Origin of the sequence: Mesorhizobium sp. M7A.F.Ca.US.008.03.1.1, from assembly GCF_003997495.1 — a bacterium.
Taxonomy (GTDB): domain Bacteria; phylum Pseudomonadota; class Alphaproteobacteria; order Rhizobiales; family Rhizobiaceae; genus Mesorhizobium.
Window position 1 is genome coordinate 302,483 of record NZ_RZRU01000001.1, and the last position, 21,611, is coordinate 324,093.

General features: G+C 61.6%; 21 protein-coding genes. 5 read left to right on the forward strand and 16 right to left on the reverse strand.

What is annotated here, in order from left to right; genetic code table 11:
* Positions 1–31: 31 nt before the first annotated feature.
* From EOA16_RS01350 to EOA16_RS01375, 6 genes are read right to left on the reverse strand one after another with little or no spacing between them, the layout of a single operon-like run.
* A complete protein-coding gene (locus EOA16_RS01350) occupies positions 32–964 on the reverse strand; it encodes a beta-xylosidase (RefSeq protein ID WP_127254987.1) in 933 nt (310 codons plus the stop codon).
* Positions 957–1,718: a TIGR04290 family methyltransferase gene (locus tag EOA16_RS01355; RefSeq protein ID WP_127254988.1), complete on the reverse strand. Its 762-nt coding sequence runs from the start codon at positions 1,716–1,718 to the stop codon at positions 957–959. Before EOA16_RS01355 ends, EOA16_RS01350 begins: the two co-directional genes overlap by 8 nt.
* A gap of 2 nt (positions 1,719–1,720) precedes the next feature.
* Entirely contained in the window at positions 1,721–2,524 is an 804-nt protein-coding gene (locus EOA16_RS01360) for a sugar phosphate nucleotidyltransferase (protein WP_127254989.1), read from the reverse strand.
* Positions 2,524–3,624 carry a glycosyltransferase gene (locus EOA16_RS01365; protein ID WP_127254990.1) on the reverse strand — a complete coding sequence of 367 codons (1,101 nt, stop codon included), beginning with the start codon at positions 3,622–3,624 and terminating at the stop codon, positions 2,524–2,526. The genes EOA16_RS01360 and EOA16_RS01365 overlap by 1 nt, the downstream gene beginning before the upstream one ends.
* Before the next feature lie 14 nt (positions 3,625–3,638).
* Positions 3,639–4,235, reverse strand: a complete 597-nt coding sequence (locus EOA16_RS01370; protein WP_127254991.1) for a histidine phosphatase family protein — start codon at positions 4,233–4,235, stop codon at positions 3,639–3,641.
* Complete coding sequence (locus EOA16_RS01375) at positions 4,232–5,335, reverse strand: inositol-3-phosphate synthase (protein ID WP_127254992.1); 1,104 nt, start codon at positions 5,333–5,335, stop codon at positions 4,232–4,234. The genes EOA16_RS01370 and EOA16_RS01375 overlap by 4 nt, the downstream gene beginning before the upstream one ends.
* A 14-nt stretch (positions 5,336–5,349) precedes the next feature.
* On the opposite strand from EOA16_RS01375, the gene EOA16_RS32510 reads away from it, so the two are divergent.
* Positions 5,350–5,496: a hypothetical protein gene (locus EOA16_RS32510; protein WP_164754058.1), complete on the forward strand. Its 147-nt coding sequence runs from the start codon at positions 5,350–5,352 to the stop codon at positions 5,494–5,496.
* Entirely contained in the window at positions 5,493–7,235 is a 1,743-nt protein-coding gene (locus tag EOA16_RS01380) for a hypothetical protein (protein ID WP_127254993.1), read from the forward strand. The genes EOA16_RS32510 and EOA16_RS01380 overlap by 4 nt, the downstream gene beginning before the upstream one ends.
* Before the next feature lie 23 nt (positions 7,236–7,258).
* Here the strand turns inward: EOA16_RS01380 and EOA16_RS01385 are convergent, their stop codons facing one another.
* From EOA16_RS01385 to EOA16_RS01425, 9 genes are all read right to left on the reverse strand, one after another.
* Positions 7,259–7,444 (reverse strand): hypothetical protein, encoded by a 186-nt coding sequence (locus EOA16_RS01385; RefSeq protein ID WP_127254994.1) that lies wholly within the window; start codon positions 7,442–7,444, stop codon positions 7,259–7,261.
* A gap of 94 nt (positions 7,445–7,538) precedes the next feature.
* Entirely contained in the window at positions 7,539–8,585 is a 1,047-nt protein-coding gene (locus tag EOA16_RS01390; RefSeq protein ID WP_127254995.1) for a UDP-glucuronic acid decarboxylase family protein, read from the reverse strand.
* A gap of 23 nt (positions 8,586–8,608) precedes the next feature.
* The gene (locus EOA16_RS01395) at positions 8,609–9,712 is read right to left on the reverse strand and encodes a glycosyltransferase (protein WP_127254996.1); all 1,104 of its coding nucleotides are present in this window, start codon (positions 9,710–9,712) and stop codon (positions 8,609–8,611) included.
* On the reverse strand, positions 9,709–10,803 hold the full coding sequence (locus tag EOA16_RS01400; protein ID WP_127254997.1) for a glycosyltransferase: 1,095 nt from the start codon (positions 10,801–10,803) through the stop codon (positions 9,709–9,711). The genes EOA16_RS01395 and EOA16_RS01400 overlap by 4 nt, the downstream gene beginning before the upstream one ends.
* Positions 10,800–11,930 (reverse strand): glycosyltransferase, encoded by a 1,131-nt coding sequence (locus EOA16_RS01405; RefSeq protein WP_127254998.1) that lies wholly within the window; start codon positions 11,928–11,930, stop codon positions 10,800–10,802. The genes EOA16_RS01400 and EOA16_RS01405 overlap by 4 nt, the downstream gene beginning before the upstream one ends.
* A gap of 2 nt (positions 11,931–11,932) precedes the next feature.
* Positions 11,933–13,033 carry a glycosyltransferase family 4 protein gene (locus EOA16_RS01410; protein WP_127254999.1) on the reverse strand — a complete coding sequence of 367 codons (1,101 nt, stop codon included), beginning with the start codon at positions 13,031–13,033 and terminating at the stop codon, positions 11,933–11,935.
* Entirely contained in the window at positions 13,018–14,310 is a 1,293-nt protein-coding gene (locus EOA16_RS01415) for a TIGR04295 family B12-binding domain-containing radical SAM protein (protein WP_127255000.1), read from the reverse strand. Before EOA16_RS01415 ends, EOA16_RS01410 begins: the two co-directional genes overlap by 16 nt.
* Positions 14,307–15,380, reverse strand: a complete 1,074-nt coding sequence (locus EOA16_RS01420) for an NAD-dependent epimerase/dehydratase family protein (RefSeq protein ID WP_127255001.1) — start codon at positions 15,378–15,380, stop codon at positions 14,307–14,309. Before EOA16_RS01420 ends, EOA16_RS01415 begins: the two co-directional genes overlap by 4 nt.
* Positions 15,377–16,483, reverse strand: a complete 1,107-nt coding sequence (locus EOA16_RS01425; RefSeq protein WP_127255002.1) for an SDR family NAD(P)-dependent oxidoreductase — start codon at positions 16,481–16,483, stop codon at positions 15,377–15,379. Before EOA16_RS01425 ends, EOA16_RS01420 begins: the two co-directional genes overlap by 4 nt.
* 212 nt (positions 16,484–16,695) lie before the next feature.
* Here EOA16_RS01425 and EOA16_RS01430 point away from each other — a divergent pair, with 212 nt between their 5' ends.
* Positions 16,696–16,968 carry a hypothetical protein gene (locus EOA16_RS01430; RefSeq protein WP_127255003.1) on the forward strand — a complete coding sequence of 91 codons (273 nt, stop codon included), beginning with the start codon at positions 16,696–16,698 and terminating at the stop codon, positions 16,966–16,968.
* Between the two features lie 119 nt (positions 16,969–17,087).
* On the opposite strand, the gene EOA16_RS01435 is transcribed toward EOA16_RS01430, so the two are convergent.
* Positions 17,088–17,744: a response regulator gene (locus tag EOA16_RS01435; RefSeq protein ID WP_127255004.1), complete on the reverse strand. Its 657-nt coding sequence runs from the start codon at positions 17,742–17,744 to the stop codon at positions 17,088–17,090.
* Positions 17,745–17,986: 242 nt separating this feature from the next.
* Between EOA16_RS01435 and EOA16_RS01440 the strand changes: the two genes are divergently transcribed.
* A complete protein-coding gene (locus tag EOA16_RS01440) occupies positions 17,987–21,127 on the forward strand; it encodes a CheR family methyltransferase (RefSeq protein WP_164754060.1) in 3,141 nt (1,046 codons plus the stop codon).
* Positions 21,124–21,504 (forward strand): response regulator, encoded by a 381-nt coding sequence (locus tag EOA16_RS01445; protein WP_127255006.1) that lies wholly within the window; start codon positions 21,124–21,126, stop codon positions 21,502–21,504. Before EOA16_RS01440 ends, EOA16_RS01445 begins: the two co-directional genes overlap by 4 nt.
* The last annotated feature ends 107 nt before the right edge of the window (positions 21,505–21,611 follow it).

The following is a 21,611-nucleotide window of genomic DNA, read 5'->3' on the forward strand; positions in this document are numbered from 1 at the left end:
CAGGCATCTGATGCATGGGCAGCATGGCAATTCACGCCGCCGAGGCCCGCTGCGTGGGGAGCGAGGCGGATGTCATGCCAGGCGCATAGCGGCGGATCATGGTTGAGCAGAATTCCGCGAACTCCTCCGGCACCAGCGGCGGGCTGGTATGGTGAGGCATCATTCCGCGGTGCTGAGGTGTGAAGCAGAAGGTGACCGTCACGTCGAAATCGGCGAGTGCTTCCATCTGCCGGTCGAACCAGTCGAGCGCATTCGGCCGAAAGCTGTCCGCCCAGGAAAGTCCGGTACGCATATAGGTGACACCCAGCCGCTTCATCCAGGCGACGGCGTCGTCCAGCCGCGGATCTTCGAAATGAAACCACTGCACCAGTCCCATTGCGGGTGTATGGCGCAGGAATTCCTCCAGCGCGGGCTTTGGCGTGCCGTCCTGGCGCAGCAGCCCCATATGGAAATGGCGGTAATAAGAGGAGCCCTCGGCTTCGCGGTGACGCGTCGTTGCTTCCCATTCACGCGGAAGATCGTAGAGGCTGTACCACTGGATGCGTGGTGCGTTGCCGAGCAGCAATTCAGCTGTGCGCTTGAGCCCCCAGACTTGGATTTCCTCGGCGCCGAAGGTCGATACGCCGACCTCGCTGACCCAGATGGGAAGGTCGGTGACGGCCGCTATCTCGCCGATCTTCTGCGGCCATTCCTGGATCTGCCACAGGTTCCAGTCAAGGGGAAAGCCGTGCACGGCGACGGCATCGACATGATCCAGCACGCCGAATTCCTTCATGCGGGTGATGAACCCCGGGTCTATCGGCGAGATGCCACCGAGCACTTTCGTCAATAGCGGATTCTCGGACGCGATTGCGTCCGCCGCCAGGGTCGCCATCCTGGCAAAGCGGCTCCAATCGGGGTCGAGTTCGGGGTCCCAATGCGATTTGTTGTTGGGCTCGTTCCAGATCATCGCGGCTTCAATCATGGCGCTGTCCTTTCGAGGGGTAGACGGGACCCCCGCTGGCCGGGTCGCCGGCGGCGCGGCAGAAATAGACCTCCTGCTCCGGATGCAGGACGATTTCAAACCCGGCACTGCGCAGCATCGCTTCGGTGCAGGCGCGGTTTGGTATCCACCAGTTGGTCGGGTCATCGGCATAGCGGTGCTCGATGAAATGGAGCTTGGGAAATTCCGGCCGATCGAACAGGTCATGCGTCCAGAAATGATAGTTCTCTTCCATCTCGGGCAGATTTGTGCTGCCGCGCTGCATGGACTGGAAGATCATCAGGTCACCGGCGACATGCTCACGGATAAGGTCGAGCGCGAGCAAGGGGTGGCGCAAGTGATAAAGCACCCCCATGAACAGCACGACATCGAATGTTTCACGCAGTGCGCCGACGTCGTAGACCGAAAGTTTCTGGAATTCGATCTCGCAATCGGCGATCTCGGCGGCAAAGCGGGCCTGCGCCAGATAAGCTTCATCGAAATCGATGCCGAGGACACGGGCAGCACCTCGCCGTTTCATCTCGATGGAATAGAAACCGGCATTGCAGCCGATATCCAGCACTGTTTTGCCTGTCAGATCCGCGGGAATGGCCTCGGCGAATTTGCGCCATTTGATCAGCGGATAATTGCCGAGAAAATGGTTGGGAGCGGTTTCGACACCCGCCAGTTCCATGTTGTGGAACCATGGGCCGAGAGCATCGATACGGCGACGGATTTCGGCATGGGAATGCAGCATGATCAGGCTCCTTCGCCGGGAACGACAGGCACATGCGAACGGGCACTTGGCGTAATCGTGGCGGGTTGGTGATGGACGGGTGCGGCGCCTTCTTCGAGCAGCCGCAGAGCCGTGCGATAGCCGTTGAACGTGCCGACATCGACATAGGCGGACCCAGCCTTGACGCCATGGGCCTCACCACCGGCTGCCAGATAGGCATTGATCAGCGTACCGATATATTCGTCGCAGCAGTCCCGTTCGCGCCAGAGTGCCGCCAGCTGGTGCAAGGTCCGGCCCGGCATCTTGAATGCCCCCCAGATCCAGTTCGTGGCAGCGTCTTGCCGCTTGACCTGGATTTCCTTCACCCGATCTCTTTCGTCGAGAACCACGGCATCGAAAAATTCCGGGCGGTCCACCGGAAAGAGCAGGAACGATAGGGAACTGTCGGGCAAGCACGAGAAGCCATCCTCGGGGAACCAGATCGTATCGGGCAAACCAATCAAAGCCGTCTCGTCGGGCGCGACGAGAGGCGCTGCCCGAAAAATCGCATCGCAAAGTCCAACGGGATTGGGCTGCACCACGAAGAGAGCTGCGGCGTCACCATAGCCGGCGGCGTAATATTCGAGAATGTCGGATTTGCCCGATCCAATGATGAAACAGATCTTGTCGACGCCGGCACGCACCATCCGCCGCACCAGATACTCGCTCACAGCGCAGGGACGCTCGGTCTGGCCATCGATCCGACTGCCGACCGGCAGCAGCTCTTTCGAGAAGCCGAGCGGTTGAATGCGGCTGCCGCGCCCGGCAGCGGGCACGATGCCCAACATCAGACTGCTTCCATCATCGGTTCGCCGGGAGATCTTTGAAAGGCGTCGTTTAGAATGTGGTCCAGCTCCGCCGCGCGCCGGGCAGAGGTGTGTTCGTCGAGAACCCGTTCGCGTGCACGGGTTCTGATGGCATTGAGTTCTCCTGCGGGTAAGGCGAGCGCCGCGACCACGTCATCGGTGTCGTGGGCCAGCAGGATCTCGCTGTCAGGTTCGAAGAAGCTGCTTAGGCCCGGCCAGGTGTCGGTTATGATAGGCACTCCACATGCCGCTGCTTCGAACAACCGACCTGAAGGGCACCAGCCCTTTTGCGCCATCGCCTCGCGGGTGACATTCAGCGTCAGACGAGAGGATGAGAAAAACGCCGGGTGATCGGCCGGCGGAAGGTGCCTGACGAAGAAGATGTTGTCGCTCCACGGGAACTCCTGCGGGTATTGTGCGCCGCCGATGATGAAGCGCTGGTCCGGCAAGCGCGCAGCTGGGCGAACCAGCAGATTTTCGACCGCCGCCTGGCGATCTGGCGCGTAGGTTCCGAGATAGGACAAATCGGCCCTGAAATCGGCACGCGGCGCTGCCGGCCGGTGTTGGTCGGGATCGACATGCCCATAGAGCGGCACCACGTGACGCGCACCCAGCACCGTCTTCAGCGCGTCGATCGCCGCGCCGCCTGTGTAACTCAGGACGAGATCGAAATCTGCAAGACCCTCAGGGCCGAAGTAGGGTGGACGCTCACCCTGTTCGATGCGGGCAAGCGTGACCGGAGTGTCCAGATCGTAGAAGACACGCGTTCCGCGGCCTGCCTGCTGCGCCAGCCGCGAGGCGTCCACGGCGTCGGGACAATAAGAGGTGACGATCACGACATCCGATTGTTTGATCGTTTGCTCCGCGACCCGGCGGATGTCCTCCCAGTCCGGGTAGAGCACGACGTTGCCGCCGTCCAGATGATCGAGATCACGCGTTCCGGCATAGTAGGGTGTGTCGCGTTCGAAGAAGGTAATGGACCAGCCGCGCCGGGCGAGGGCTCGGATCAGTCCCCTCCATAGGGTGGCATGGCCGTTACCCCATGAAGACGTGACAGTAAGACCGAAAATGACCATCTGCATCCGGCAAATCCTCGTCAGGCGACTTCGTTCAATCGGATCAGCTTCGCTCCCCAGTCCCCCGACACGATCGTCGTGATCGAAGCGGGATCGATGTCGAAGCGAAAGCAGTCACCGGCCGGCAAGCCAAGGACGTTGCAAACGGCGGCCTTGATCACATCGGCGTGGCTGACCAGGGCGACGCATTGGTTCTGATGCCGCTCGCGGGCCGCGGTCATCAGCGACACAATGCGTTGCTGGACATCCTGCATGGTCTCGCCGCTTGGCGTCCTTGCCTCCTGCCGCTGGTCATTCCAGGCTCGCCAGCTGGCGTCGCCATTCAACTCATCGAAAGTCTTTCCCGACCAGTCGCCGAAGTCGACCTCGTCGAGTTCGGCGCAGATCGCGATTTCCCCGACACCGCAGGCTAGCGCGATTGGCAGCGCCGTCTCCCGCGTACGCTCACGCGGGCTGCACAGGATCGCGGCGATAGGTTCCCGGGCCATGCGGCCGCCAAGCTGCGCTGCCTGTGCCTTGCCGGCATCGCCGAGGCAAACGCCGTCCATCCGGCCTGCAAGATAGGAGCCAACATTGTCGTGTGCCGCATGGCGGATCAGAAAGAAGGTCGTCGTCATTCTGCAGCATCGAGCAAAGGCTCGTCCTTGCCGGCGATGAATGCAAGCGTGCGCTGCCGCGCTTCGGCGTCGGTGAACTGTTCGGGAGGCGACTTCATGAAGTAACTGCAGGGACCGGTCAGGGCACCGGCTATGCCGCGATCGAGCGCCAGCTTGGCGCAGCGTACCGCATCGATCACCACGCCGGCTGAATTTGGAGAATCCCAGACTTCCAGCTTGAGCTCGGCATTGAGCGGCACGCCGCCGAAAGTCGTGCCTTCCACCCTTATATAGGCCCACTTGCGATCGGTGAGCCAAGGCACATGGTCGCTCGGGCCGACATGGATGTTGCCCGGTTCCAGCGGAACATCGAACTGGCTGGCCACGGACTGTGTCTTCGAGATTTTCTTCGATTCCAGCCGCTCGCGTTCCAGCATGTTGAGAAAATCGGTGTTGCCGCCGAAATTCAGCTGATAGGTGCGGTCGATGCGTACGCCGCGTTCGCGGAAGAGATTGGCCAGCAACCGGTGTACGATGGTTGCGCCGACCTGGCTCTTGATATCGTCGCCGACCAGCGGCAGTCCTCGCTGCTCAAAGCGCCGGCGCCATTCCGGGCGTGAGGCGATGAAAACGGGTATGCAATTGACGAAGGCGCAGCCGGCCTCGAGTGCGCATTCGGCATAGAAGCAAGTCGCCTCCTCGGAACCCACCGGCAGGTAGGAAACCAGCACGTCAGCGTTGCTGTCGCGCAGGATCTCGCTGACATTGGCAACCGGCTCCGGAGCTTCTTCAATCTCGTCGCGCAAGTATTTGCCGATCCCGTCCAGCGTCGGTCCGCGCTCGACGCGAACGCCGGTTGTCAGCGCGTCGGCAAAGCGGAAGGTGTTGTTCGGGGCGGCGTAGATCGCTTCCGCGACGTCGAGGCCAACCTTGCTCTTGGCGACATCGAATGCGCAGACAATCTCGATGTCGTCGACATGGTAGCCGCCGAGGTCGGCATGCATCAGCCCAGGGATTGGTTCGTTGCTTTTCGCGTGACGGTAAAAGGAGAGGCCCTGCACGAGGGAGGATGCGCAGTTGCCGACCCCAACGATACCAACACGAACCTTTTTCGATCCCACGAAACCGCCACCCTATGTTGTTCAAAGGTAAGTTCCTGGCGCCGAACCATCAGCGTGCCGGAATGTTCCTCCGCCCCATCGAAAAATTGCGCGACACAGCATGGATCGAAGCTGCATTCGATGCGTTGCCGCACGGCAAGCATTGGAAAACCGATCGATGATCGTCTACGGCGACCACAAGCAGACGCGGAACGCACAACAGCTTCGCGAAGCAGCAAGCGAAATGGCCGAAAGCCTGGATCAGATGTCTCGTGGCGTCCAACGCCATGCTGCATTGGTCGGACTGTTCATCAGCGTGTCGGAACTGGTTCAGGCGCTTGCCGATGTCGATTTTGAAACCAGCGGCATCGACATCTTTTCGACGCGACAACAGCAAGGCGCCAGGTTGCTGGTCGGACTTGCGGCAGAGGTGGCGAAGTCGTGGCGAAGTGGTTTTGGGGTCGGCGGTGGCATCGATCCGAGACTTCTCAAACTGCTTGCCGGGCTCGACTGCCAGGCTGAGGTTCTGACCGGCTCTGCCGAGGGTTATGCGCACTATGCGCTTTATCCCGAAAGCTATTTGGACGCGGCGCGGAAGTCAGGTCTCGATGCGAACACATGTGTAATCGGCGTCCGCAGCATTGGCCTTGGGCTGGCAGCTATGGTGGCGGCCTCGATTGGCGCGCCGGCGCCATTCAGCGTTCGCCCGATCGGCCATCCCTTCCGCCGGCATGTCAACGCCGATCCGCGGTCGATCGCCACCTGGAAGAACAATCCATCGGCGCGTTTCGCCGTTGTCGACGAGGGTCCCGGCCTGTCCGGCAGTTCGATGCATGCCGTTGTCGTGTGGCTGCGTGAACTGGATATCGATACGGACCGCATTCACCTGTTTCCCAGCCATTCAGGCGGCCCGGGCACCGAAGCGTCGGGGGAGACTCGGGAGACGTGGTCGCGCTGTCCGAAACATGTGGCGACGGCGTTTGAATGCACCTTCTCCGAAAGCTCGAAAATTCCCACGCTGCGCGATTGGGTGGCCGAGGCGGTCGGCAGGCCGGAATTAAGCCTGACCGAACTATCTGGTGGCGAGTGGCGGGCCGCCCACTACGCCGACGAAGGACGCTGGCCGCCGAGCCCACGCGGTACCGAGCGGCGTAAATTCCTTGCGTCTGCCGGACGTGACCGCTGGCTCGTCAAATTTGCCGGCCTCGGCGAAACCGGACTGCGCAAGAAACGAGCCGCGGCGATGTTGCATGAAGCCGGGTTCGGATCACAAGTTGTAACGCTTTGCCATGGCTTTCTGGTTGAACGGTGGATTGACGGCACCACGATGGATCAGGCGCCGCTGCCCAGGGAAAGACTGATCGCGGAGTTCACAAATTACCTGGCCTGGCGTGCGCTTAATCTTCGAACTTGCGAACCGGGTGCATCATTGCTCGCGCTTGCGGAAATGGCTGTTTCCAACGCGTCGGAAGCCTTGGGCGAGAAACGCGCGGCGACGTTGCGCGGTTGGCTCTCGAAAGAGACCCCCGCGCACGTGCTGCAGCGCGTTGAAGTCGACGGAAAGCTCCAACCGTGGGAATTTCTCGTTGGTGCCGACGGCAGGGTGCTCAAGACAGATGCTGTTGACCATTGCCGGGCTCACGATTTGATCGGCTGCCAGCCAATAGAGTGGGACATTGCCGGCGCCCGTGTCGAACATGGACTATCCGACAGCGATGTGAGGACCTTGGTCGAGGGAATGCAGCTTGCGGTCGGCAATGGCCACATCGCCTTTTTCGAACCGTGCTATTTGGCATTCCAGCTCGGACTCTGGAGCACGGCTGCGCAGTCCGAAAATGGCCGGGAAAAAACAAGGCTGGCCGCGACGGCAGACCGATATAGGATGCGACTGATACGGTTCCTGGAAGAATGCCGGGTATGATCGTTCCGATCAGTCCAGCCTTCTCAGTCCAGCCTTCGCAGCATGTCTGCTTCCTGCTCAAGAATAGTGGCCACTTCCTCCCGCTGCAGATGCGTCATCATCAGGCTGACGCAGCATTCGAGATAGGTGATCGAGGCGCGCCGCAGATAGGCAGCCGTCTCGCGTTCGGCCATCTGGTCGATATTCCGCGCGGATCGCTTGGGTTGCATGAGGATGATCCTCCGTATCGGGTCCTCCTGCCCAACCACAAGCTTGGGCGGATGTTCCGCACGATCTCGGGAAAGGTTCGGCCGCCGTCTCGCATCACGCCGGAAGGTTCTGCAGCCCGCCGGATGCTGGTCTCGCTCTTTTGGCAAAGCCTGTCATCTGATCGCCGATGCGACTGCCTTCAAGTGCCGCGAAATAATCGATCGTCAGCTTGAGCCCTTCGTTGAGGGGCACCTTCGGTGTCCAGCCGAGCAGCGCCTTTGCACGCGAAATATCGGGCTGCCTGCGCCGAGGATCGTCTTGCGGCAGCGGCAGAAATCTCAAATCCGATTTGGTCCCGGTCATCGCCTTCACCAACGCCGCCAGTCGCACGATGGTGAATTCTCCGGGATTGCCCAGATTGACCGGCTTGCCCGGATTGGGATCGATATCCATCAGGCGCCTCAATCCATCAATCTGATCGGAGACATAGCAGAAGGATCGCGTCTGCAAGCCGTCGCCGAAGATCGTCAGAGGACGTTTCTCGAGCGCCTGCATGATCAGGTTCGAGACGATGCGGCCGTCCGCCGGATCCATTCTCGGACCGTAGGTGTTGAAGATGCGTGCCACGCGGACGTCGGCTTTGCCGGCTCTCAGATAGTCGAAGCAAAGTGTTTCGGCGGTGCGCTTGCCCTCGTCGTAGCAGGCGCGTGGGCCGGTGCAGTTCACATGGCCAACATAGTCCTCCCTCTGGGGATGTTGCTCCGGATCGCCATACACCTCGCTCGTCGAGGCCTGTAGCAGTCGCGCGTCATTGCGGACAGCGAGTTCTAGCAGGTTGAGCGTGCCGATCACACAGGTTCGCGTGGTGTGAATCGGGTCGGCCTGGTAACGCGGCGGCGAGGCAGCGCATGCCAGGTTGTAGATACGATCCACGGGCTCGCCGAGATCCAACGGCCGGCAGATATCCTGCTCGATCAAACGGAAACCCGGCTGGTCCATGATCGAGATGATGTTCTCCATGCGTCCAGTCAGGAAATTGTCGGCGCAGATCACGCGCCAGCCGTCGCGGAGCAATGCTTCGCAAAGATGCGAACCGAGGAATCCCGCACCGCCGGCAACAAGCACTGCCTTTGCCCTTTGCGCGTTTCTTTTTTGTCGCATCGTCGTTTTCTCCTGTCTGCCGGTCATGCTGCGCTTCCGATGTCGAAATCGAGGGCCGCCGCCCTTGGCTGTGTCAACGCCGTCACGAATTCGCGGGCCCTGGCCGCACCGGTGTGGGATGCGAGGACGCGTTCGCGGGCTCGGTGGGCGATGGCGAGGCGTGTGCGCTCGGACTCGCCGAAGAGGATCTCGACGACATCGTTGGTTTCCCCGGCGGTGTGGATCGCCGATGCGGGAAAGAAGCTGTCGAGCCCCGGCCAGCCATCGCTGATGATGGGCGTGCCGCAGGCAGCCGCTTCGAACAGGCGCACACTGGGCGACCACCCGGCAGCGATCATGGAACTGCGTGTGACGTTCAGCGTGTAGCGCTGACGGCTGTAGAATGCGGCATGATCGGCCGGCGGCAAATGTTCGATGCGTTCGACATTGTCCGGCCAGATGATATCGGATGGATATTGGGAGCCGGCTACGACGAAACGGCGGTCCGGCATATGCCGTGCGGGCTCGAGCAACAGCGCGTTCAGCGTTGCCTGCCGGTCCGCGCTGTAGGTGCCGAGATAGCCGAGATCCCAGCGGATCGGATCGCCGGTCCGGTGGTGCCGTTCCGGGTCGACCGAGCAGTAGAGCGGTTCGGCGCGGCGCGCGCCGAAGTCCTCCACCAGACGGCCAAGCATCGGCCCGCCGGTGAACGAGAAGTAGACATCGAAATACGGAATCTGCCGCCAGCTCAGATAGTCGCAATCATCGGCCGAAAGCTGCGCCACGGTCACCGGCGTGTCGATGTCGTAGAAGCAGAAGCGCCCTTTGCAAAGTGAAGCGACGATGTCGATGACCACGCGCCCTTCCGGCACGAAGGAACCGATGACGACGATGTCGGCCTGCTCCAGCCGCCGGGCGTAGTCGCTTTGCAACTCCGCTGTGGTTTCGTAGTAGCGCAAGGCGCAGAAATCCGGATCGCGCAGATCGCGGTGGTTGGCATACCACGGCACGTCGCGCTCCAGAAAGGTTACGCGGTGGCCGAGTTCGTGCAGACCTTTCAGCAGGCCACGAAACGTCGTGGCGTGGCCGTTTCCCCAGGACGAGGACAGCGACAGGCCGAGAAAGACGATGTCCAATTGCTTGGTCATTCCGCTGCCTCCACGGTCCCCTGCTCGAAATGACGTTTGAAGACGGCATCGGCCACGTCCGCCCGCAGCGCGTAGGTATGGTCGGCCAGCACGCGGCAAAGTGCGGCCTGGCCGATTGCTTTTGCGCGACTCGAGGTCAGCGTGCGCATGATCTCGGCGACATCGCCGCCGTCGCGCGCCACCAGGATCTCCTCGCCTGGTTTCAGGAACAGTTCCACGCCCAGCCACGCATCGGTGATGAGGCAGGCACCGGCGCCAGCGGCCTCGAAGACACGCGTGGCCGGTGAAAAACCGTTTAGGGCCATGCTGTCGCGGCTGATGTTCAGCACCGCCATGGGTGTGACGTTGAAGGCATTATGATCGCGGGTGCCAACGTGACCGAGCCAGCCGACATTGGCGGGAAGCGGCTTGTCTCCCCAGCCCGATCCGCCGAGCAGAAAACGCTTTTTCGGCAGCTGGCTTGCGGGATCGAGGAAGAACGCTCCGACACGTGCCTCACGATCCGGCAGCCTGTTGCCGAGGAACGCCAGATCGCAAGCGAAACGCGCATTGCTGGTGACCGGATGATGCGTTTGGGGATCGAGCGCATTATAGATCGGCACGCATTCGTTCGCGCCCATGGCACGGTAGGCCCAAACAACGGGGTCGCCGCCGCCATAGGTCAGCACAAGGTCGATTTCTTGCAGGGCGCTATGGAGGGGATGGTCCGGTTCGTCGCGCAGTTGGGCAAGGGTTGCTGGAGCGTCCACGTCCCAGAATACCACCAGCGCGTCGCTGCGGGCGTGGTCGAGGACGGCGCGCAGCAGCGCCTCGTCCTCGAAGCCGACGCCACTCGCCTTGACGACGATGTCGGCGCTGGCGGCACGTGCCGCGACCTGCATCAGCGCGTGCTGGGTCGCTTCATAAACGACCACAGTGCACCAGTCAGGGGCCTCGATGTCGCGGTTCTTCTGCCGGTCGTAAACGTCGGGCTCATAGAAGGTGATTTCGTAGCCCAATTGGGCAAGCGCCTTCAGCAACCCGCGATAGTAAGTCGCGGCACCGTTCCAGTAGGATGACAAGAGACTCGATCCATAGAATGCCATCTTCATGCGGCGGCTTCCTTTGCGGTGGTCTTGTTGATGGTTTGTTCGGTTGTGCATTCCTTGAGCACCCCGAACAACTCGTCGACGCGGTGCTTGCAGGTGTGCCGCGAGCGGATGGTCTCGAGACCCGAAGTCATCAGGGAAGCCGCGAAATCCGCATCGGCCAATACCGCCCGCAGGTGTTGGCGCATTTGCGAGCCATTCTGGGCAAACAGGAAGTCGACGCCGGGCCTGAACAACTGCTCGACATCGGACCATGGTGCTGAAATCAGCGGAATGCCGCAGGCGAGCGCCTCGAACATGCGTATTGTCGGAATTCCGGGCAAACCTTCACGATATGGGCGCCGTGGGATGTGGACGGTGACACGATGCGCGGCGAACGCCTTCGGCACGTCGGCATTGGCGATCCATCCATCATAGCGCAGTCCGGCGGTGGCCAGATCCGCAAGTGCGGGCTTGGGATAGCGTACGCCGTGGACAGTGGCCTCGAGACCGAGATCGTGTACCGGCTCGAGTAGAAACTCCTTGAGTTCGGCAGTCCGCTCATCGTCGCCCCAATTTCCAATCCAGACCAGATCGGACGTGGAATGGATCTCCGGGTGCGGCCTGAACAGGCGATCGTCCGCGGCTTCATGCCAGGTGAAGACGCGCTTGCCCCAGCCGGCGCGCAGATAGCTCTCGCGCAAGGCCTCGCCAAAGGCGAGAACGCCGTCATAGTGCTCCAACCGCAGCGCCGAGATTGCCTCGGTCGCCGATACGGCCCGGTGGTGGGTGTCATGAAACAGAAGGATGAAGTTGCCGCCAGCGGCCCGGGCACGGCCGATGCGTGCGACAAGCTCCGGATCCGTCCACTCATGAACGATCACAACGTCGGCCTCAGCGATCCAGGCTTCGTGATCGAACCCGGCATCGTAGGTGACCGGCATCAACTCAGGGAAATCGTTGCGGAAGCGTTCGATGGCGAAGGATCCCTTCTCGGCCAGCAGGTTCGAACGACTCCAACCGTCCGCCGGTTCCAGCGCGACTGCCTGGTGCTGGCGCGCGACCAGTTCCCGCATGATACCGCGCAGGAAATGGGCATTGCCGTGGTTCCAGTCGGAAACGACCGAGTGGGTGTAGAACAGAAAGCGCATGGTCAGCGCCCCGCCATGGCTAGGGCCGCCTTGTCGTAGACGCCTCGCATGGCCGCCGCTTGCCTGGCCAGTGTAAACCGGCGGCTCCGTCGCATGGCTGCCTGGCCGAGCTCCCGCCTGAATTCGGCGTCGCTGGAGAGACGATTGAGGCAGGCAGCGAGGTCGTACGGATTGCGCGCGTCAAAGAACAGCGCGGCTCCATCCCATAGTTCGCGATAGGTTGCGATGTCGGAAAGCACCAGGGGCGTCGCCGACATGGCAGCTTCCAGCGCGGCCAGACCGAATGGCTCATAGATTGATGGCGACACGAAAATGCCGGCGCGCGCCATCAAGGAGCGCACCTCGTGAGACGGCAGTGCTCCCAGAGGAACAGCATAGCTGAAGCTGGTATGCCCGCCGTTCGGACCGTGCATCGAACCGGCGACAAAGACGGGCCATTGCGTCAGCGACGCGGCTTGGTCGACCACCGCCGCATTCTTGCCCTCGTCCCACCAGCGGGCCGCGGCGAAGACGAGCGGTTGACGCTTTTCGGCATTCGGGACGGGACGAGCGCCATTTCCAACAACATGCAGGCGCGCGATCGGGCCATAGCAGGTCTCAAGCATGTCGGCATGGCTGCGACTCGGCACGATGACTGCGTCGGCCCGATCCAAGCCGCGCCTGTTGCGCTCCTTCTGCCAGGCCCATGCGCCATCCACCGCCTGTTTCCTGACGGCGTGGAACCATGTCGTCACGCAGGAATGGGAGACCACCACGGTTGGGCACGGCGCATCGAATCCTGCTGCCTGCGTCGGCGCGTTGAAATGGACAAGGTCGATGGCGTGGTCGCGCATGGGCGCAAGCAATTCCCGCGGCAGTGTGTCGAGGTCGCCGCCGTCGCGGGTCATCCAATCCGGCGGCGTGTTCAACCAGATCAGCGTCGTGAAAGCCTCAGCCTCCGCAGCCTGCTGCCCCGACGGTTGCGGACCGAGGCCGGCAAGCACCACACTGTCGCCGCCGTTCACAAGTTCCCGTGCCAGATCACACGCATAGCGCCATACGCCGCCCACGGCATCGACGGTCATCAGGATGCGCCGCGAGCGCGGCGTCAGTGTCCGCAACATGTCGCCTCCAGTTCCGCCAGCGGCCGCGGCCGCCTCTCCTGGATGTCACTGAATTTCTGGAAGGATGCGAGGTAGTGGTCATGGGCCCGCTCCCAGGCATGGTCGTCGGGTTCGCCCCAAAGCTCGCGGTAGCTGGGCGAACTCGGATACGGGTAAAGCGGCACAGGTTCGTTGGCCCATACGCCGTGGTCGATCAGGTGGGTTCGCCAATGCTCGACCAGGGCGGGATCATCCTCGACCACGCCGATCAGATTGGCCTGGACGAATGGAACGTGACGCCTGGCGTCGACGAGCAGCGCGGCGAGTTCCTCGGTGCCCAGCCGGCAGCGCTTGGCCAGCATCGCCCGGCCTTCAACCGTCAGGCTTTCGAGACCGGCTTCAATTGAGACGCAGCCTGCGGCGCCCAGCAATTCCAGCAGCTCGGGCTTCCACAGATCGATGCGGGTCTGTACGCCGAATTTCACATCGCGATCGACCAAGGCTTCCAGCAGCGCTTTTTGCGGCAGGAAGATTTCGTCGATGAAGTAGATGTAGCCGACACCTTGGGTAATCAGCCGATCGATCTCCGCTACCACCGCTTCGTGGTTTCGACGGCGATAGGCATCACGGAAATCGATCTTGGCGCAGAAGCTGCAATTGTAGGGACAGCCGCGCGACGCCTCGACTTCCGCACCGAACCCGACCTGATTGTCATCAAACCTGTGATGGTGGTGCGAATGGGCTGCGATCCATTCCCCTGGCCATTCGAGAGGCGGATGATCGGCAAACGAGCTGGCGTGGACGCCGCCGTTCGAAACCACCTTGGCATCCCGTAGATAAGCGGTTGAGGGCACCGCGCTCCAATCGTCGCGACGGGCAAGTTGCTCGACGACTTCTTCGCATTCGCCGCGCACGACGATGTCGACGCCGAGCTTGCGCAAGGTTGGCGCCGGCGTCGCCGAGCCGTGTGGCCCGACCGCGACCGTGCGTCCACCGCGCCCGGCGAGACGGTTGAGGAAATCGGCCGGCACACGCAATTCCGGCGGTGCGCAGCGCCAGAACAGATAGGTCGGGGCGGTACTGACGACGGTCATAGACGGCGAGAAATCAGCCACCCGCTCGCAGAGACCGGAATTGTCGAGCTTCTGCAACTGCCCGTCCAGCATCAGCACCTCATGTCCGGCGGCTTCGAGCAGGGCCCTCGAATAGCCGAGTTCCAGCGGCAGATGCGGTTGGCGGCAGCCGAAATAAATGCTGTCGTCATACGTCCAGGACGGGTTCACCAGGGCGATTTTCATGCAACGTACCTCACGGCTTCAGGGCGAGGCTCGAGTCGATGCCGCTGCAGCCAGTCGGCGAGGTCGCGGACCCCTTCGCGCCATGAAACATGGGCCACCCAGCCAAGCGCGGTTTCGATCTTGCGGGTGTCGGCGACGAAGAAGGGCTGGTCGCCGGTGCGTTCCCCATCATGGCGGATTGAAAGCTCATGGCCGGTCAGGCTACGGATCTCGCTCAACAGCCTGCGCAGGCTGAGCGCATTTTCCGGGCCGCCGCCAAGATTGAATGCCTGGCCCTTGGTGGTCTCGATGCGATCGAGCACGGCCCTGTAGGCGGCGACAGCATCGGAGACATGCAGGATATCGCGCACTTGCCTGCCGTCGCCGTAAATGGTGATGGGGCGCCCCGTCAGCGCGCTGAGCAGGAAGTGCGCGACCCAGCCCTGGTCCTCGGTTCCGAACTGGCGCGGTCCATAGATGCAGCTCATCCGCAGCACCGCCGTCGGCATGCCGTAGGATTTGGCATAGTCGAGCACATACTGGTCCGCCGCGCCTTTGGAGCAGCCGTAGGGCGTGCAGAAGTCCAGGCTTCGAGCCTCATCGATGCCGTTCGCCTGGATGACGCTGTCGCAAGGAACATAGCGATCGCCGTCCTCGCGGACCGCGACGTCGGGCAAGCTGCCGTAGACCTTGTTGGTGCTGGCAAAGATCACAGGGATGCGCTCACCGCTCAGTCGCGCCGCCTCCAGAACGTTGAACGTTCCCCGAAGGTTGATGTCGAAATCCTCGCCCGGCTGGACCAGGCTTGTGGTGACGGCGGTTTGCGCGGCCAGATGGAAGATCGCCTTCGAGCTCATCAGAGCCGGCGCCAAGGCGTTGGCGTCCCGCACGTCGATCGTCTCCATCGTGAGGCGACCGCCGTGTTTTTGCGCCAGCCATTCAAGGTTCTGCTCGACGCCCGGACGGCTGAGATTGTCGATCACCAGCACCGGTTCGTCATCCGACAGCAGGCTGTCGGCGAGATTCGATCCGATGAAGCCGCTGCCGCCCACGATGGCGACCGGCGCGTCGCGTCGATTGCGTGTGTTCATGACACCAGCCCGCGTTCTTCAAGCTCGCGTTTCATGTCGGCGCCACGGTCGACGGCGGACGTGTTACGCACCCAGGAAACGAAATCTCCGAGCGAATTCTCCAGTTGCCGCACCGGCTCGAAACCGAGCAGCTCACGGGCCTTGGAAATATCGGCGAAGCAGTTGCGGATATCGCCCGAGCGCGCTTTGCCGAGCAGTTCCGGCGAGCGGTTCGGTGTCCCCATGGCCTCGGCCAGCAGTCGCGCGACTTCGCTGATCGCATAGGCTCGGCCGCTGCCGATATTGATGACATGGCCCTTTGCCTGGCGTTGCTGCAGCGCAAGGCGAAAGGCGCGGGCGACGTCATGCACATGGACGAAATCGCGCTTCTGTTCGCCATCCTCGAAAATCATTGGCCGTTGGCCGTTGGCGAGACGCGAAGCGAAGTTGGCAAGCACGCCGGTATAGGGATTGGATAACGCCTGGCCGGCGCCGAAGACATTGAACAGGCGCAGCGCGACCGCATCGATGCCATAGGCTTCGCCGAAGATCAGCACGGCGCGCTCCTGGGCGTATTTTGTCAGCGCATAGATGGAGGCGAGATCGACCGGCTTTTCTTCGTCCGTCGGCAGCGGCGAGAGGGCATCTCCCGCTGGCGACAGCGGGTCCCATTGCCCACTCCTGATGTCGCTCGCCTTGCGCCGAGCATTGTCGACACGCCGGCCGTCGGACGTGGCATAGAGGCCCTCGCCGTAGACACTCATCGACGAGGCAACGACAATGCGCTCGACCGGGTGTTTGATCAGCGCCTCAAGCAGCGTTGCGGTGCCGAGATCGTTGCTGCCGACATAACGCGCGATCTCGTACATCGATTGTCCGACGCCGACTTCCGCCGCCAGATGAATGACCGCGTCAATGCCTTCCAGCGCACTGGCGACCGCCTCCCGGTCGCGGACGTCACCCTTGATCAGTTCGGTCCCGGCGGGAAGCGCGACGGCTTCGCCTGCATGCACCTGCTCCAGTAGCGCATCGAGGATGCGAACCGAATAACCCTGCTCGACGAGTTCCTGTGCGACATGGCGGCCGATGAAGCCGCAGCCTCCTGTAACCAATATGCGTTTCACGACGACTCCTCAGACAAGTAACCTCGGCGCCCCGAACTTTTCGGCAAAAGGTTTGTTCCCTTGCTTCAACAAAGTTCCCTTGGCCGGCCCCGTTGGAGGCTGACGCATCGCAATCACCGCGCGGTGCTGGAACATTGGCGCCCTTGTGCTGTTAGGACGCCCGACGGCCCGCGTGTCCCATGTGGCAACGCCGATGATCAAAGGAGATTTCAATGTCTCAGTCGCAAACGACCACCAACCACGACGAAATTCGCAAATGGGCCGAGGAGCGGGATGGCCGGCCGGCAGTGGTGCGCACCAAAGGCGAGGGCGGCATCCTGCGGATAGACTTCGGCGAGCCCGAGGAAGCATTCGAGCCCGTCGAATGGGACGAGTTCTTCCGGATATTCGACGAGAATGATCTGGCCTTTCTGTATCAGGCCAAGACCGGTGAGGGAAAAGCCAGCCGTTTTAACAAATTCGTCGAGCGCAATCAGAAGGGCTGATGACGCAGGCCCAGGCGACTGATCGGTCGACACGCCTTCCGGCCAATTTTCGAGATGGGATGAACAATTGATGGGCCCGCGGCTTAGCACTTCAGCCTGAGAACGCCTTGGAGGCTAAACTAATGCATCAGTTTTGCGCCGCGGGTTTTTGCCATCTCTCGCATGATGCTGTTGAGCCAGCTTTCAGTGGATTGACCAAGCTGTCTGCGGTCGACAGCCCGGATTGCTTGCTCGAGCGTCCGCTCGACGAGCCGATCCGATGCGTCGACGTCTCCCAGCAAAAGGCGCGCCGCAAGTCGCAGCTTGGGCAAAAGCGCGAAGACGTCGTCGGACGGATCCGGCACGGGGGTCGCCCACCCAGATGCCTGCGCGGGAAAGAGCGCGTTGAACACCGCCTGGCCGCCCGAGGATTTCCGCAAATTGCTGGCGTAGCGGAGATGATCGGGAATGGCGATGTCGTCATCGCCGCTGAAGAACACGAAGGGGACACCCCGGCGCAGCAACTCATCGGCGATTGGAAACACGCGTCGGCCATTGAGATTGACGTCGAGGATTGCAGCTTCGGCCGTCCCGGTGTGTTTGGATGCCTGTTCGACGGTTGCAGCGGGACCGAGGATAATGGCGCCCATATTGCTGAAAAACCGCGCAAGGTCTCCCGCCATCGTCCATTCGTCTTCGACTATCAGAATATGCAGCCCCCGCAGGTCGCGCACGTCGTCATCCTTTCTTGGAACGGAGGTTAGAGTGCAGCGGATTTGCTTTCCGAATTCTGTCATCCAAGGCCGCCTGCAACCGTTTCGCAAGCGTCAGCATGGAATCCGGGACGGCCCCTGCATCGGAACCTCCAAGCGATCCAGGCTCCCCTGATACCACCGGCGTCGGGAGTTTTATGTCAGCAGATCGTTTTGCCATTGAACCACCATTGATATCGGGTTCAACGTCATCCCTGACGTCTTGTTCCATCCGTCTTGCGCGCTATATGGTTGTGTCCTGTTCGATCCGGCCTTGAGGGGCCTTTATGTCGGGTCGGCGAAAAGGGGGACATGCCGTGACTGCCCGATCGACTAGATTTCCCATCGTCGGCATCGGCGCGTCGGCGGGTGGCATTCCCGCGATGGAAGGCCTGTTCAAGGGCGTGACCAGCCAGCCTGGTATGGCTTTCATCATCATCACGCATCTCAGTCCCAAGCGCGAAAGCCTGTTGCACGAGGTCATCAGCCGCTACACGGACATGCCTGTCATTGTGGTCGAGGACCGCATGGTGGTTCAACCTGACCACGTCTATGTGATGCCGCAAAACGTGACGTTGGTCATTGAATCGGGGGTGCTGCACCTGCGCCGGCCCAATGGGCTTACCCAGGAGCGCAAGCCCGTCGATATCTTCTTCAGCGCATTGGGTGAAGACCAGGGCGAATATGCCGTTGGCGTCATCCTGTCGGGCGGCGACTCCGATGGAACCCTGGGCGCCAAGGCCATCAAGGAGCGGGGCGGGTTTACCGTCGCGCAAGCGCCGGACGGCTACGGGCCGCGCAATCCCGACATGCCGCAGAGCGCTATTGCCAGCGGACTCGTCGATGTCGCTGTGCCCGCCGAGGAGATCGGGGCGAAGCTGGAGGCTTTCGCCCGTGGCTTCGACCCGCTGGAAGGGCTGGCGGAAGAAGATGGCGACCATACCGCCGAAATCGATAAGGTGCGAGAACAGATATACGCCATTCTGCGCAGCCACTCCGGCCACGACTTCTCGGGCTACAAGACCAAGACCTTCCTGCGCCGCGTGAAGCGGCGCATGCAGATCGCCCAGGTCCATTCCATCAGCGCTTATATAGACTGGCTGAAGAAGGATCCTCGCGAGGTGATGAACCTCTTCCGCGATCTGCTGATCAATGTCACCAATTTCTTTCGCGACCCCGATGCCTTCGAGTTGCTCGAGCGAAAGATCATACCGCAGCTGTTCGAAGGCAAGACCGCCAGCGACACCGTCAGGGTCTGGGTTCCCGGATGCGCCACGGGCGAGGAGGTGTTCTCCATCGGCATCCTGCTGCGCGAACACATGGAGAAGCTTACGGTCGTTCCGCGCGTCCAGATATTCGCCACCGATATAGACGAGCCGGCGCTGGCGGTGGCGCGGGCGGCACGCTATCCGGAAGCCTTGCTGCAAGGTCTTTCTCCCGAACGCAAACAGCGGTTTTTCAACGGCGATGGCGAAAGCTATGTCATCAGCAATGCGATACGCGAACTGTGCATTTTCTCGCCGCACAGCGTCATTCGCGATCCACCCTTCTCGCGCATGGATCTGGTCTCCTGCCGCAATCTGCTGATCTATTTCGGTCCGATCATCCAAAACCGCGTCATCCCTGTCTTCCATTATGCGCTGAAGCCCGGCGGTTACCTTTTCCTCGGCACCTCCGAAAGCATCGGGCAGCACGACGATCTGTTCGCCACCGTCGACAAGAAACATCGCATCTTCCATGCGCGGGAGCATGCCTCGCCGCACATCAGACTGCCGGCCCTGATCGGGGAAAGCCATTCCACCGTCTTCCCATCCGAAAGCGCCGGCTCGAAGAAGGGACTTGTCGGCTATCCCCTGCGGCAGGCAGTGGAAGCGCAGGTGCTGGAACGGTTCGCGCCGCCGCATGTCCTGGTCAACGCCGAGGGCGATGTCGTCTATTATTCGGCCAGGACCGGCAAATATCTCGAAGCGCCACAAGGGATTCCCAGCCGGCAGTTGCTGACGATGGCAAGGCGTGGGCTGCGGCTGGACCTCCGCGCCGCACTGCGCGAAGCGACGACCACGCGCCGCACAGTGGTGCGGGAAAACCTCACCGTGGAGGAAGACGACGAACGGGTCCAGCCGATCAGGCTGACGATCGAGCCGCTCGCCGAACGCGGCAACGGCGAGCCGCTTTACCTTGTCCTTTTCGAGCCGTCGGGCCCGACGCAGGCTCGCTCAGAGGAAGATGGCGGCAGCCGTGACAGTGACAGCACCGCCGATCTCGAGCGGGAACTGCGCGATACCAGAGAGCGCCTGCAGTCGACGATCGAGGAATACGAGACCGCGCTGGAGGAGGTGAAATCGTCGAACGAGGAACTCGTCTCCGTCAATGAGGAGGCGCAATCCACCAACGAGGAACTCGAAGCCTCGAAGGAGGAGATGCAGTCGCTCAACGAGGAGCTCAACACGATCAACGCCGAGTTGACGGCCAAGATAGAAGAGCTCGACCACGCCAACGGCGATCTGCGCAACCTGTTCGAAAGCACCGATATCGCGACCATTTTCCTCGACCGCAGCCTTGTGGTCCGCACCTTCACGCCGGCGGCGTCATCCTTCTTCAGCCTGCGTCCCTCCGATGTCGGCCGGCCGCTGACGGATTTGTCGAGCCAACTCGACTACCCAGAGTTGAAGCAGCACATCGACAATGTGTTCGAGACAGGCGAGATCCTGAATCACCATCTGGCGCGCGATGCCAGGGGCCTCTTCCACATGGTCCGTATCAATCCCTATCGAGACAAGGGCAACAGGATCCAGGGCGTGGTGGTGACACTTGTCGATGTCACCACGCTGGCACAGGCGGAAGAGCATCAGCAGGTGCTCATCTCGGAACTCAATCACCGGGTCAAGAATATGCTTGCGGTGATCGCCAGCATTGCAAGCCGCATGCGGGAAAGTTCTGATACGAAGGAGGAGTTCGCGGATGCGCTGATCGCCCGCCTGCATGCCATGTCGCGGGCCTACGGCCTGCTGACCCGGGAGAGATGGAAGGAAGCCTCGGTCAGGGAATTGCTCCAGCAGGAGCTCGAACCCTTCGGCATCGAGCGGGTTGAACTCAATGGCGAAGACGTGAAATTAGGTCCGCAACAGGGGCTTTCCCTCAGTATGGCCATTCATGAACTGGCCACCAACGCGGCCAAGTATGGCGCTTTGTCAAAAACCGACGGTAAGGTCAGTGTGCAATGGTCGATCGAGGATGACAGTTTCACATTTGGCTGGCGAGAGAAGGACGGTCCCCTTGTCAAGGCGCCCTTGGACAACGGCTTTGGCCTGACCTTGTTGCAAGGAGAAATCGGTTACCGGCTCGGCGGCCATGTCGAGACAGTGTTCCACAAGGACGGCCTCAGCGTCCAGATCGCGTTTCCGGCAAACCACAAGGAGGCGCCGTGAGCGACGACAGGCCGCGCGTTCTGGTGGTCGAGGACGAATGGCTGATCGCCGAAGACGTCGCGTCACGCCTGCGTGCGGCGGGCTATCCGGTGATCGGCCCTGTCTCCTCGATCGCCGCGGCTCGTCGGCTTATCGACGCGGGCAAAGTCGACGTGGCGCTGCTCGATATTCAATTGAACGGTGAAACAAGTCTGCCCATAGCTGAAACATTGCTGGCGCGCGGCATCCCCTTCGCCTTCATGACCGGATTTGGACCGCGTGACGTTCCCGAACCCTTCCGAAACTGCAAATTCGTGCCGAAGCCGGCAGGCGAGGCTGCCCTTCTCAACACCCTGGCCGACCTGGCATCGCTTCGTCCCGACAAACACTTGTCGTGACTTCAAGAGAGGCCGGTTTCGCTCAGTCCAGGGGCTTGTCCGTCGGCCGAGGCGTGGTGCTCGCCTGACGCGGCCGTCCGGCGTTTCGATTGGCAACCGGATTGTCC

Coding starts and splice junctions, on each gene's coding strand:
- EOA16_RS01350 (WP_127254987.1), bottom strand. CDS start 964: ATGATTGAAGCCGCGATGATCTGGAACGAGCCCAACAACAAATCGCAT.
- EOA16_RS01355 (WP_127254988.1), bottom strand. CDS start 1,718: ATGCTGCATTCCCATGCCGAAATCCGTCGCCGTATCGATGCTCTCGGC.
- EOA16_RS01360 (WP_127254989.1), bottom strand. CDS start 2,524: ATGTTGGGCATCGTGCCCGCTGCCGGGCGCGGCAGCCGCATTCAACCG.
- EOA16_RS01365 (WP_127254990.1), bottom strand. CDS start 3,624: ATGCAGATGGTCATTTTCGGTCTTACTGTCACGTCTTCATGGGGTAAC.
- EOA16_RS01370 (WP_127254991.1), bottom strand. CDS start 4,235: ATGACGACGACCTTCTTTCTGATCCGCCATGCGGCACACGACAATGTT.
- EOA16_RS32510 (WP_164754058.1), top strand. CDS start 5,350: ATGTTGTTCAAAGGTAAGTTCCTGGCGCCGAACCATCAGCGTGCCGGA.
- EOA16_RS01380 (WP_127254993.1), top strand. CDS start 5,493: ATGATCGTCTACGGCGACCACAAGCAGACGCGGAACGCACAACAGCTT.
- EOA16_RS01385 (WP_127254994.1), bottom strand. CDS start 7,444: ATGCAACCCAAGCGATCCGCGCGGAATATCGACCAGATGGCCGAACGC.
- EOA16_RS01390 (WP_127254995.1), bottom strand. CDS start 8,585: ATGCGACAAAAAAGAAACGCGCAAAGGGCAAAGGCAGTGCTTGTTGCC.
- EOA16_RS01395 (WP_127254996.1), bottom strand. CDS start 9,712: ATGACCAAGCAATTGGACATCGTCTTTCTCGGCCTGTCGCTGTCCTCG.
- EOA16_RS01400 (WP_127254997.1), bottom strand. CDS start 10,803: ATGAAGATGGCATTCTATGGATCGAGTCTCTTGTCATCCTACTGGAAC.
- EOA16_RS01405 (WP_127254998.1), bottom strand. CDS start 11,930: ATGCGCTTTCTGTTCTACACCCACTCGGTCGTTTCCGACTGGAACCAC.
- EOA16_RS01410 (WP_127254999.1), bottom strand. CDS start 13,033: ATGTTGCGGACACTGACGCCGCGCTCGCGGCGCATCCTGATGACCGTC.
- EOA16_RS01415 (WP_127255000.1), bottom strand. CDS start 14,310: ATGAAAATCGCCCTGGTGAACCCGTCCTGGACGTATGACGACAGCATT.
- EOA16_RS01420 (WP_127255001.1), bottom strand. CDS start 15,380: ATGAACACACGCAATCGACGCGACGCGCCGGTCGCCATCGTGGGCGGC.
- EOA16_RS01430 (WP_127255003.1), top strand. CDS start 16,696: ATGTCTCAGTCGCAAACGACCACCAACCACGACGAAATTCGCAAATGG.
- EOA16_RS01435 (WP_127255004.1), bottom strand. CDS start 17,744: ATGACAGAATTCGGAAAGCAAATCCGCTGCACTCTAACCTCCGTTCCA.
- EOA16_RS01440 (WP_164754060.1), top strand. CDS start 17,987: ATGTCGGGTCGGCGAAAAGGGGGACATGCCGTGACTGCCCGATCGACT.